Source organism: Aquipuribacter sp. SD81, from assembly GCF_037153975.1.
Lineage (GTDB): Bacteria > Actinomycetota > Actinomycetes > Actinomycetales > JBBAYJ01 > Aquipuribacter.
The window spans coordinates 1-10,961 of sequence record NZ_JBBAYJ010000045.1; the positions used below are offsets into that span (position 1 = coordinate 1).

A 10,961-nucleotide genomic window follows, 5' to 3' on the forward strand; every position below is an offset into this window, starting at 1 on the left:
GGCCCGGCGAGCCGTCCCGCCCGCGCCGTCCGGGCGCGCCGGGGCGGCTGCCCCCGCCGCGACGGGCGCGAGGCGCCGTCGGCGGGTCGGCCTGGACGACCGCGCCGTCGTCGCCCTCGGCCACCTGCACCGCCGCCACCCCGGGCCACGGCAGGCGCGTCACGCCGGTGGCGTCGACGCCGGCGGTGGTGAGCGGGCAGTGCTCGACCGCGACGACCCGGTGCTCGCGGTGGGCGTGGAAGCCGAGCCGCCCGGAGGGGTCGACGCCGTAGCGGACGCGCGTGCGCCAGCCGAGGCCCGTCTCCTCCCCCGGCGCGCGTCCCGGCTCCGGCAGCGCCTCGACCTGCAGCGGCGCACCGAGCACCTCGGCGAGCTCGACGTGCCCGAGCCGCCGCAGCTGCTCGGTGACGACGTCGGCCTTGAGGCGGCGCTGCGCCGGCAGGGCCGCGTGCTGGAAGTCGCAGCCGCCGCACCTGCCCGGCCCGGCGTACGGGCACGGCGGGTCCACGCGGTCCGGGGAGGCCTCGAGGACCGTCACGGCGTCGCCCCGCCAGAAGCGCGCGTCCGGCCTCGCGTCGGTGAGCCGCACCCGCACCCGCTCGCCGGGCAGCGCGTGGCGGACGAAGACGACGCGCCCGTCCGGGTCGTCGTCGACGCGTGCGACGACGTGGCCGCCGTGCGCGACCGGCCCCGCGGTCAGCTCGAGCAGGTCGGCGTCCTCGGCGTCCGGGCCGGCGGCCGGCGGGCCGCTCACGGTCGCGACTCGATGTCCCGGTCGGCCGCGCCGGCGCGGGACGCCTCCTGCACGAGGCTGCGGTCCTGCGCGGCGCGGCCCGCGAGGTCGCCGTCGTCCAGCGTCGAGCGCAGCTGCCACGGCACGCTCACCACCATGACGCCGGGCGTGGCGGCGAGCCTCGCCCGCAGCCACAGGTTGGACCGGTTGTGCAGGACCGCCTCCCACCAGTGCGCGACGACGTACTCCGGCAGGAACACCGTGACGGCGTCCCGGGGCCCCTTCGCCCGCAGCTCCTTGACGTGCTCCACGAGCGGCCTCGCCACCTCCCGGTACGGCGAGTCGAGCACGCGCAGCGGCACGGGCACGCGCCGGCGCGCCCACTCGGTCGCGAGCTGCGTGGCGGCGTCCTGGTCCACCGCGACCGTCACGGCCTCCAGCGTCGACGGTCGGGTCGCCCGGGCGTAGGCGAGCGCGCGGGTGACGGGACGGTGCAGCCGGGACACGAGCACGACGGCGTGCACCCGGGCGGGCATGGTCTCCGGCTCCTCGGCGTCGTCGAGGGCGACCTCCTCGCCGACGAGGTCGTAGTGCCGGCGCACGCGGTGCATGCCGACCCCGAGCGCCGCGACGACGAGCAGGCTCGCCCAGGCGCCGTTCGGCACCTTGGCCACGAGGAGCAGCGCGAGCACGGTCGTCGTGCAGACGACCGCGACGCCGGCCAGCGCCATCCCGGCGCGCGGCCCCCACCGCCGGCCGCGCCGCCGCATGGGCGCCAGGCGGGTGCGCCAGTGCCGCCACATGCCCGCCTGCGCGAGGGTGAAGGAGGTGAACAGCCCGAGCAGGTACAGGTCGAGCAGCGTGCCGACCCTCGCCTCGACGACGAGGAGGACGGCGAGGGCGCCGAGGGCGAGGGCGAGGATGCCGTTGCTGTAGGCGAGCCGGTCGCCGCGCCGGGCGAGCTGGCGCGGCAGGTAGCCCGCCTCGGCGAGGGTGGCCGCGAGCAGCGGGAAGCCGTTGAAGGCGCTGTTGGCCGCGGTGAGGAGGACCGCGACGGTCGCGACGGTCACGAGGACGGCGCCCGCGCTGCCGGCGCCGAAGACCGCGTTGGCGAGCTGGGTGAGGACGGTCTGCTGGTCGAAGTCCTCGCACGGGCCGGGCACGCCGGTGAGGTCGCACGGGTCGCGCGTGACCTTGACCCGGCTCACCACCGCGAGGGCGACGACCCCGGCGATGAGGGCGATCGTCATGCCGCCGACGGCCAGCAGGGTCGTCGCGGCGTTGCGGCCCTTGGGCGAGCGGAAGGCGGGGACGCCGTTGGCGATGGCGTCGACGCCCGCGAGGGCGGCGCCGCCGCTGGCGAAGGCGCGCGCGACGACGAGCGCCATCGCGACGGCGGTGAGGTCGCTCCCCCGGGTGATCTCCCACTCCGCGCTGGCGGCGACCGGCGGGTCGCCCGCGGCCCAGCGGACGAGGCCGACGACGACGAGCACCGCGACGACGAGGACGAAGCCGTAGACGGGGACCATGGCCGACCAGCCGGCCTCGCGGCGCCCGCGGAGGTTGACCGTCATGACGAGGAGCACGCCGGCCACGGCGAGCGGGATGCGACCGTCGCCGAGCATCGGCAGCGCCGAGACGAGGTTGTCGACGGCGGCCGCGACGGACACCGCCACGGTGAGCACGTAGTCGACGAGCAGCGAGGCCGCCGCCACCAGTCCCGCGCCGGGGCCGAGGTTGCGCGATGCCACCGCGAACGACCCGCCCCCGCCGGGGTAGGTGCGCACGAGCGGGCCGTAGGAGATGACGACGATCGCCACCACGACGCACACCGCGAGCGCCACCTCGGGGGCGAGCACGAGCAGCGCGGTCCCGCCGAGGGCGAGGATGACGAGGATCTCCTGGGTCGCGTACGCGACGGAGGACACGGGGTCGGAGGCGAACACCGGCAGGGCCAGCCGCTTCGGGAGCAGCGTGTCGTCGGCGCGGCTGCTGGGTCTCGCCCGTCCGAGCAGGAGCCGCTTGGGCACGGCGAGGAGCGAGGCCACGCGCCGATGCTAGGCCCCGCTACCGTGGCCCCCGTGCACTTCGTGGTGATGGGCTGCGGCCGCGTGGGCGCCCGCTTGGCGCACGACGTCGAGGAGCAGGGGCACTCGGTCGCGGTCATCGACCAGAACGCCGACAGCTTCCGCCGGCTCGGCCCGTCGTTCTCCGGGCGGACCGTCGCCGGGATCGGCTTCGACCGCGACACCATGCTGCGCGCCGGGGTCGAGGAGGCGTACGCGTTCGCGGCCGTGAGCAGCGGCGACAACTCCAACATCATCGCGGCGCGGGTCGCGCGCGAGACCTACGCGGTGCAGAAGGTGGTCGCCCGCATCTACGACCCGGGCCGCGCCGAGGTGTACCGCCGCCTCGGCATCGCCACGGTCGCCACCGTGCCCTGGACCTCGCGCGAGATGATCGCCGAGATGCTGCCGACCGACAGCGCCCCGCTGTGGCAGGACGAGTCCGGCCGGATGGCGCTCGTGGAGCTGGCGCCGCACCGCGACTGGCTGGGACGCCCGCTGCGGGACCTGGAGACGGTGGCCCGGGCGCGCGTGGCGTACCTGCTGCGCCTCGGCCACCCGCACGTGCCGGGCGCCGACACGGTGCTGCAGGACGGCGACCGCGTCTTCGCCGCCGTGGAGAGCCGGGGCCGGCGTGCCGCGGCGGACGCGGTCGCCGCCGGGCCCGGGGGGTCCTGATGCGCGTCGTCATCGCCGGGGCCGGCAGCGTCGGGCGCTCGATCGCCCGCGAGCTCATCTCCCACGGGCACCAGGTGCTGCTCATCGACCGGCTGTCCAAGGCCGACCGCATGAAGGACACCCTCGAGCAGGCGGAGTTCCTCTACGCCGACGCCTGCGAGATCCAGACGCTCGACGAGGCGCGCATCGACACGTGCGACGTGCTGGTGGCCGCCACGGGCGACGACAAGGCCAACCTCGTCGTGTCCCTGCTGGCCAAGACCGAGTACGGCGTCTCGCGCGTGGTCGCGCGGGTCAACAACCCCCGCAACGAGTGGCTGTTCGACGGCGGCTGGGGCGTCGACGTCGCGGTGTCGACGCCGCGCCTCATGACGGCGCTCGTCGAGGAGGCCGTCGAGGTCGGCGAGATGGTGCGGCTGTTCCAGCTGCAGCAGTCCGCGGCCTCGTTGTTCGAGTTCACCGTGCCGGCGTCGTCGCCGGTCGCCGGGACCCCGCTCCGTCGGGTCGAGCTGCCCGCGGACACCGTCATCACGTGCATCGTGCGCGACCACCGCCCGCTCGCGCCCTCGCCGGACGACACGGTCGAGGCCGGGGACGAGCTCATGATCCTCACCACGCCGGAGCAGGAGGAGGACCTCGCCGACCTCCTCGCCACCTGGCGCCACAGCGCCGCGGGCTGAGCCGCGGCGACAGGGCCCAGCCGGGTCAGGCCGCCTCGGCGGCCCGCCGGGCGAGCTGGGCCCGGCGCTCCAGCAGCGCCTCGCGCTCCTCGTCGGTCAGGGGCGTGCGGCCCGCGGCGAGCATGGCGCCGATGACGAGGACGCTCGCGCCGAGCAGCGGCCAGCCGAGCGCGACCTTGGCCACGCCGAGCGCGACGACCTGCCCGGCGAGGTACAGCGGCAGCTGCACGACGACCCGGATGACGTAGTTCGCGAGCAGGACGGCGGTGAGCCGCTGGAACAGCCGCCGCACGGCGGGCCGACGGCGCCAGCCGCCCACGTCGCCCGTCACGGCGCCGAACAGCAGCCCCACGACCGGCCAGCCGGCGAGCATCGTCAGCACGAAGACGACCGCGAGGCCCGCGTTGTAGAGGATCCCGGGCAGGAAGAAGTCGCCGGCGTCGCCGGTGCGCAGCGCGACCAGCGCGGCGATGACGACCCCGAACACCCCCGACAGCACGTGGGTGAGGGTCTGACGCTGCAGCAGGCGGACGAGCACGAAGACCGCGGTGGCGACGACGGCCGCCGCCACGGACTCCCTCAGCTGCGAGGTGAGCCCCCACACGGCGAGGAAGGCGAGGATCGGGACCGCGGCCTCCACGGTGCCGCGCCAGCCCCCGAGCGCGGTGAGGAGCTCGGTCCGCACCACCTCCTCGACGGTCGTGGGCAGGTCGGCCCCGGCGTCGCTCACGAGGGCAGGAGCTCGTACGACGGGTTGTAGATGACGCGGCTGCCGTCGCCGCAGCGGCTCACGGTGCCCGTCACCTTGACCTGGCGCCCGGGCTCGACGCCCGCGATGGCGCTGCGCCCGATCCAGCGCAGCCGCACGGTGCCCGAGCCGTCGAACAGCTCCGCCTCGAGGTGGCACGAGGTCGGCGCGGGCTCGACCCGCACCGAGCGGAGCGTGCCGCACAGCGTCGCGCGGCAGCGGCCGGGCAGGTCGACGACGGGGGTGCCGCCGAGCCGGCCGGTGGTCTCGGCCTGCCGGCGGGCCGCGACCTCGTCGTCGCTGCGGGTGAGCGACGCCAGGGCACGGCGCCACGCGCGTTCGGTCATGGCACCAGGCTACGACTGCTCGGGCGTGCCGTCCGACGGGTCGCCGTCCTGCCCCGCGTCGGACGCGTCCGGCCCCTCGGGCGGCTGCCCGGTGGCGGTCCCGGCGGCGGTCCCGGCGGCCGCGGCGGGCTCGGCCCGGGCCTCGGGACGGCGCGGCGCGCGCCTCGCCCCTTCGGGCAGGCGCAGCGGCAGCGGCTCGCGCGGGGCCATCGGCTCGGTGCCGCGCACGACGACCGCGGTGCGCACGACCTCCTCGAGCAGGTCGCCACGGGCCCTCGTCGCGATCTCGTCCGGCAGGGTGGCGCCGGCGCGCTGCAGCACGTCCGGACCGGTGAAGACGGCGCGCACGAACCACCGGGGACCGTCGACGCCGCAGAAGCGCTGCACCTGCAGCACGTCGCGCCCGTCGGGCAGGCGGGTCGGCAGGCGGGCGACGAGCTCGGTGCCGAAGGTGCCCGTCACCTCCTCGGCGCGCCCGCCGCCCTGCTGCACGGCCGCGGCGATCTCCCCGCGCACGTCGTCCCACACGCCGGCGCTGCGCGGGGCGGCGAAGACGGTCACCTGCACGGTCGAGGCCTCGGCCTGCACGGTGACGGCGGCGACCCGCTGGGTCGCCTTGTCCAGGTCGAGGCGCACCTTGAGCTCCGGGCGCGCCGGCAGGCGCAGCGCGCCGAGGTCGAGCAGCCCGGTGGTCGGTGCGGCGGGGTCGCCGGAGTCGAACGGGCCGGTCTCCGGCGACACCGGCGTCGGGGTGCCGGAGGGGTCGGGCAGGCTCGGGTCGGGCCGGGTGGACCGGCTCCAGAAGGGGGTCACTGCGCTCCTCGTGAGGTGGTCTCGTGGACGGGCTCCGGGACGTCGCGCCCGGCGAGCGGGCCCAGGCCGGTCGAGCCGAAGCCGCCCTCGCCGCGGTCGGAGCCGGGCAGGCGCTCGACCTCGACGAGCCGCACGCGCGGCAGGTCGAGCACGACGAGCTGCGCGACGCGCTCCCCCGCCGCCAGCCGGACGGGCCGCTCGAGGTCGGTGTTGAGCAGGGTCACCCGCACCTCGCCGCGGTACCCCGCGTCGACGGTGCCGGGGGCGTTGAGCACGGTCACGCCGTGACGGGCGGCCAGCCCCGAGCGGGGCAGCACGAAGGCGGCCGCGCCGTCGGGCAGGGCGAGCCGCACCCCTGTGCCGACGGTGGCGCGGCGGCCCGGCGCGAGCTCGACGTCCTCGGTGGTGACGAGGTCGAGCCCCGCGTCGCCCGGGCGGGCGCGCGCGGGCAGCGGCACCCCGTCCAGGCGCACGAGGGCGACGACCTCGTCGGCGTCACGGGCGTCGGGCACCCGGCGAGCGTAGTCGGAGGGCGGACGGCACCGGTCCGGGCCCGCGTGGCAGGCTCGTGCCGTGGACGAGGCCCCGGGCACCGCGGCGGCCCGCGGGCACGGCTCCCGTGGCGGCCCCCGGGTCGCCTTCCGCGAGCGGCTGTGGCCCGCGGCGTGGGTGTGGCTGTCGGGGGTCGTCGTGGCCGCCACGCTCGGGGTCGTCTTCGTCCCGGCGACGAGCCTGCTGGTCGCGGCCGTCGCCGGGGTGCTCGCGCTCGCCGGCGTGGCGGCGCTGCTGGCGTGGTGGAGCCCGGTCGTCCGGGTCGTGGAGCCGGCGCCGGGCACCGGGTGGTGGCTGCAGGCGGGCGACGCGCGCATCCCGCTGGCGGCGCTCGGGGCGCCGGAGCCGCTGGACGCCGCGGCCATGCGCCGCGCGCTCGGTCCGGGGCTGGACGCGCGCTCCCACCGCCTCATCCGCGGGTGGGTGGCCACCGGGGTCCGGGTCGAGGTCACCGACCCGCGCGACCCCGTGCCCTACTGGCTGCTGAGCAGCCGCAGGCCCGCGCGGCTGTCCGCCGCGCTCACGGCGCCGACCGCCGACGGCTGAGGGCCGTCGGTCGGGCGGCGCGCTGCGACCCGGGGACGGGTCGCGGAGTCAGGCGCACTCGGAGCAGATCGGCAGGCCGTCCTTCTCGCCTGCGAGCTGGCTGCGGTGGTGCACGAGGAAGCAGGAGCCGCACGTGAACTCGTCCTGCTGCGGGGGGAGGACCTGCACCGACATGTCCTCGTTGGACAGGTCGGCCCCGGGCAGCTCGAAGCCCTCGGCCGCCTCGGCCTCGTCCTCGTCGACCTGTCCGGTCTTCGCGTCACCGCGCCGCGCCTTGAGCTCCTCGATGGAGTCCTCGTTGTCGTCGTCGGTCTTGCGCGGTGCGTCGTAGTCGGTCGCCACTGGCGTCGTCACACTCCACGTCTGGGGGGTGGCCGGACCCGGCGGTCCGGTCGTGCTGTCACGCGAACGCCACGGGCCACCGGTTCATGCCCCGCGACGTCCTCGCGGCGCGGATTGTGCCCTACCCGCCTGCGCGGCACCACGCCGGGACGGTCGACGGGGCCACCTCAGGCACCGACGGACCCGGCGGCGCGGGCCCCGGTCGCCGCGGCGGCCTCCGCCAGGAGCCGCTCGAGGGCCGGCACGACGCCGGGGGAACCCGCCACGACCAGGGCGTCCGACGCCGGACCGCCGTCGGGGCCGTGCACGAGCCCGCCCGCCTCCGTCACGACGAGGCCGGCGGCGGCGTGGTCCCACGGGTTGAGACCGCGCTCCATGTGGGCGTCGAGCCGGCCGGCCGCCACGGCGCACAGGTCGAGCGCGGCCGAGCCGCCGCGGCGCACGTCACGCACCCGCGGCAGCAGGTGCGCGAGCAGCGCGCCCTGCTCCGCGCGCACCTCGGAGCGGTAGGAGAAGCCGGTCGACAGCAGGCACTGCTCCAGCCGGGTGCAGCCGGACACCCGCAGCGGCTGCCCGTCGAGGTCGGCGCCGCCGCCGAGCGCCGCGGAGAAGGTGCCGCCGTGCGCCGCGTCGTGGACCGCGCCGGCCAGGACCGTCCACGAGGCCGGGTCGTCCCCGCGCGCCACCGCGACGCTCACCGCGTACGCCGGCAGGCCGTACAGGTAGTTGACGGTGCCGTCGAGCGGGTCGAGCACCCACGTGAGCCCCGAGGTGCCCGCCGTGACGCCCTCCTCCTCCCCCAGCACGCCGTCGTCCGGTCGGTGCTCGGCCAGCAGGTCGCGCAGCAGCCGCTCCGCGGCCTCGTCGGCCGCGGTGACGACGTCGGTGCCGCTGCTCTTGGTGCGCGCGACCGTCACGTCGTCGGCGACGGCGCGCCGGTGCTCGGTGAGCAGGTGCCCCGTCCGCCGGGCGAGCTCGCGGGCGAGGGCCCGCAGCTCCTCCGGAGCGGGCTCGGCGCCGTCCGGCACCTCAGACCGCCCCGGCGGTGTCGCCGGAGGCGACCGCGACCGGCTGCTGCCAGTCCTCGCCGCAGGCCGCGGGCCGCTCGGGGGTCCGCAGGTTGCGGCAGCACCCGACGGGGCACACGGTGTGGCTCGGTCCCCACTCCCCCACCGCGGGCCGGGCGGGCTGCTCGCCGCGCGCCTCGGCGGCCCGCTCCACCGCGAGGTCGACGAGCTCGCGGACGAAGGGCTCCGCCGTGCCGACGGTCGCGGCGCGCGCCATGACGAGCCCGAGCTCCTCGGCGGTCTCGGCCGCCTCGGTGTCGATGTCGAACCTCACCTCCATGTGGTCGGAGACGAAGCCGACCGGCGACACGACGACCGCCCGGGTGCCGGCGGCGTGCAGCGCCCGCAGGTGGTCGTTGACGTCCGGCTCGAGCCAGGGCTGCGTCGGGGGGCCGGAGCGGGAGCAGTAGACGAGGTCCCAGCCGAGGTCGAGGCCGAGCTCGTCCCCGGCGGCGGTCGCCACGGACGCGCAGACGTCGCGGTGCTGGCCGCTGTAGGCCCCGCCGTGCGGCCCGGACGCGTCCTCCATGGCGTCCGGCACCGAGTGGGTGACGAACACGAGCCGCGCGTCGCGGTGCTCGGCGGGCAGGCCGCGGTACGCGTCGACGACGGCGGCCGTGTTCGCGGCCACGAACCCGGGCGCGTTGAAGTAGTGCCGGACCTTGTCGACCGCGACCGTCCGGCCCTCCCCGGCGAGCGCGACGACCGAGGCCGCGAGGTCCTCGCGGTACTGCCGGCAGCCGGAGTACGAGGAGTACGCCGAGGTGACGACCGCGAGCACGCGGCGCGCCCCGGCGTCGTGGGCCTCGCGCAGCGCGTCGGTGAGGTAGGGGTCCCAGTTGCGGTTGCCCCACACGAGCGGCAGGTCGAGGCCCCGGCGGTCCAGCTCCGCGCGCAGGGCCGCGAGCAGCGCGCGGTTCTGGTCGTTGATCGGGCTCCGGCCGCCGAAGTGCAGGTAGTGCTCCGCGACGTCGGCCAGGCGCTCGCGGGGGATGCCGCGGCCCCGGGTGACGTTCTCCAGGAACGGCATGACGTCGTCGGGGCCTTCGGGCCCGCCGAAGGACAGCAGCAGCAGGGCGTCGTAGGGGCGCAGGTCGTCGGGCGCGGGTGCGGCGTTCTCCACGACCGCGATTGTCGCCCGGCGGCCCCGGGGGCGGCACGCCGGCACCCGACACGCGCCCGGCCTGCCGGACCGGCGGGGGCGCCGGTGGCACAGTGCTGGCACGGGCCGACTGCACCCCGCACCGAGGGGCGGGCCCGGGACGGAGGCGACGCATGGACACCCTGCGACTTGTCGAGGTGGCCGAGGACGGGGACCTCGTCCTCATGACGGGGGACGGCCGGCGGTTCCGCCTCGCCGTCGACGAGCCCGTCCGCTCGGCGGTCCGCCGTACGCGCGCCCCGGCCCCCGCGCACCTCTTCGGGATGCGCGACGACCGGCCCGGCCCGCGCGAGGTGCAGGCGCGCATCCGTGCCGGCGCCGACGCGGAGGCCGTGGCCGCGCAGACGGGGCTCGACGTCGACTACGTGCGCCGGTTCGAGGGTCCCGTGCTCGCCGAGCGCGCCCACGTGAGCGAGGTGGCCCGCACGACCTCCGTCGACCGTGCGGACCCGTCCCTCACCCTGGAGCGCGTCGTGCTCGACGTGCTCGGGACGGAGGGCCACGCCCCCACCGACGTCACGTGGGACTCCCGCCGGGTCGAGGGCAGCCGCTGGCACGTGGTGGCCAGGACCCGGCAGGGCGGTGCGGCGAGCGAGGCGACGTGGGTGTTCGACACGGCCACCCGGGCGCTCGAGCCCGAGGACACCGCCGCCGAGCGGCTCACCGGCGCGGAGCGCCGCCGGCGGCTGAGCGCGGTCCGCGAGACCGTCTTCGACGTCGAGCGGCCCTCGGCGGAGCGCCCCCGCGGCGGCACCGTCGAGCTCCTCGACGCCCTCGCCCGGCAGCGCGGCCGTCGCCCGTCGCCCGCGAGGGGCGAGTCGGCCGAGCCGGTCGAGCCGGTCGAGCCGGTCGAGCCGGTCGAGGCGGCGGGGACGGGGAGCGACGAGGGGTCCGCGGGCGAGGCGCACGACGGGCCCGAGGAGCACGCCGCGGCTGCGAGCGCTGCCGCCGACGCGCAGGAGCGCTCCGAGCAGGTGGAGCGGTCCGACGAGCAGGACGAGCGCTCCGAGGAGCAGGACGAGCAGGAGCGCGACACCGGCACCGGCGGCCCGGCCGCCCCGTCCGGCCGCTCGCCCCGGGCCCGGCTGGGCGTCGTGCGCAGCGCGGCCGCCGACGCGCCGAGCATCGAGCCGGACCTGCTCTCCGAGCTCGACTTCGACGTCCCGGCCGCCCGCGGCGCGGGGCGCCGGGTGCCCGAGCCCGCCGGCGCGCGGGACCGGGCGGAGG

Annotated in this window: 13 protein-coding genes; 4 read left to right on the forward strand and 9 right to left on the reverse strand. The window is 77.4% G+C overall.

Annotated features, from left to right (window positions below):
- Both WAA21_RS17310 and WAA21_RS17315 read right to left on the reverse strand, forming a co-directional pair.
- Positions 1 to 754 (reverse strand): class I SAM-dependent RNA methyltransferase (locus WAA21_RS17310; protein ID WP_336924100.1); only part of this gene is annotated, 754 nt, incomplete at its 3' end.
- Positions 751 to 2,781: an APC family permease gene (locus tag WAA21_RS17315; protein WP_336924101.1), complete on the reverse strand. Its 2,031-nt coding sequence runs from the start codon at positions 2,779 to 2,781 to the stop codon at positions 751 to 753. The genes WAA21_RS17315 and WAA21_RS17310, both read right to left, overlap by 4 nt.
- Before the next feature lie 33 nt (positions 2,782 to 2,814).
- Here WAA21_RS17315 and WAA21_RS17320 point away from each other — a divergent pair, with 33 nt between their 5' ends.
- Complete coding sequence (locus tag WAA21_RS17320) at positions 2,815 to 3,477, forward strand: potassium channel family protein (protein ID WP_336924102.1); 663 nt, start codon at positions 2,815 to 2,817, stop codon at positions 3,475 to 3,477.
- A complete protein-coding gene (locus WAA21_RS17325) occupies positions 3,477 to 4,157 on the forward strand; it encodes a potassium channel family protein (RefSeq protein ID WP_336924103.1) in 681 nt (226 codons plus the stop codon). Before WAA21_RS17320 ends, WAA21_RS17325 begins: the two co-directional genes overlap by 1 nt.
- Positions 4,158 to 4,182: 25 nt before the next feature.
- Here the strand turns inward: WAA21_RS17325 and WAA21_RS17330 are convergent, their stop codons facing one another.
- From WAA21_RS17330 to dut, 4 genes are read right to left on the reverse strand one after another with little or no spacing between them, the layout of a single operon-like run.
- Positions 4,183 to 4,887 carry a DUF3159 domain-containing protein gene (locus WAA21_RS17330; protein WP_336924104.1) on the reverse strand — a complete coding sequence of 235 codons (705 nt, stop codon included), beginning with the start codon at positions 4,885 to 4,887 and terminating at the stop codon, positions 4,183 to 4,185.
- Positions 4,884 to 5,252, reverse strand: coding sequence for an OB-fold nucleic acid binding domain-containing protein (locus WAA21_RS17335; RefSeq protein WP_336924105.1), 369 nt, complete (start codon positions 5,250 to 5,252; stop codon positions 4,884 to 4,886). The genes WAA21_RS17330 and WAA21_RS17335 overlap by 4 nt, the downstream gene beginning before the upstream one ends.
- 9 nt (positions 5,253 to 5,261) lie before the next feature.
- Positions 5,262 to 6,065 carry a DUF3710 domain-containing protein gene (locus WAA21_RS17340; RefSeq protein WP_336924106.1) on the reverse strand — a complete coding sequence of 268 codons (804 nt, stop codon included), beginning with the start codon at positions 6,063 to 6,065 and terminating at the stop codon, positions 5,262 to 5,264.
- The gene (gene dut, locus WAA21_RS17345; protein ID WP_336924107.1) at positions 6,062 to 6,577 is read right to left on the reverse strand and encodes a dUTP diphosphatase; all 516 of its coding nucleotides are present in this window, start codon (positions 6,575 to 6,577) and stop codon (positions 6,062 to 6,064) included. The genes WAA21_RS17340 and dut overlap by 4 nt, the downstream gene beginning before the upstream one ends.
- 61 nt (positions 6,578 to 6,638) lie before the next feature.
- Here dut and WAA21_RS17350 point away from each other — a divergent pair, with 61 nt between their 5' ends.
- Positions 6,639 to 7,163 (forward strand): DUF3093 domain-containing protein, encoded by a 525-nt coding sequence (locus tag WAA21_RS17350; RefSeq protein WP_336924108.1) that lies wholly within the window; start codon positions 6,639 to 6,641, stop codon positions 7,161 to 7,163.
- Between the two features lie 48 nt (positions 7,164 to 7,211).
- On the opposite strand, the gene WAA21_RS17355 is transcribed toward WAA21_RS17350, so the two are convergent.
- From WAA21_RS17355 to WAA21_RS17365, 3 genes are all read right to left on the reverse strand, one after another.
- Positions 7,212 to 7,505 carry a DUF4193 domain-containing protein gene (locus tag WAA21_RS17355; protein ID WP_336924114.1) on the reverse strand — a complete coding sequence of 98 codons (294 nt, stop codon included), beginning with the start codon at positions 7,503 to 7,505 and terminating at the stop codon, positions 7,212 to 7,214.
- A gap of 167 nt (positions 7,506 to 7,672) precedes the next feature.
- Positions 7,673 to 8,533, reverse strand: a complete 861-nt coding sequence (locus tag WAA21_RS17360) for an inositol monophosphatase family protein (protein ID WP_336924109.1) — start codon at positions 8,531 to 8,533, stop codon at positions 7,673 to 7,675.
- Between the two features lies 1 nt (position 8,534).
- Positions 8,535 to 9,695: a ferrochelatase gene (locus tag WAA21_RS17365; protein WP_336924111.1), complete on the reverse strand. Its 1,161-nt coding sequence runs from the start codon at positions 9,693 to 9,695 to the stop codon at positions 8,535 to 8,537.
- Between the two features lie 152 nt (positions 9,696 to 9,847).
- Between WAA21_RS17365 and sepH the strand changes: the two genes are divergently transcribed.
- On the forward strand, positions 9,848 to 10,961 hold a 1,114-nt coding region (sepH, locus tag WAA21_RS17370; RefSeq protein WP_336924112.1), incomplete at its 3' end, for a septation protein SepH.

Bases quoted from the DNA above. Each gene is read 5' to 3' on its own strand.
- WAA21_RS17325 (WP_336924103.1), top strand. From the start codon at position 3,477: ATGCGCGTCGTCATCGCCGGGGCCGGCAGCGTCGGGCGCTCGATCGCC.
- WAA21_RS17335 (WP_336924105.1), bottom strand. From the start codon at position 5,252: ATGACCGAACGCGCGTGGCGCCGTGCCCTGGCGTCGCTCACCCGCAGC.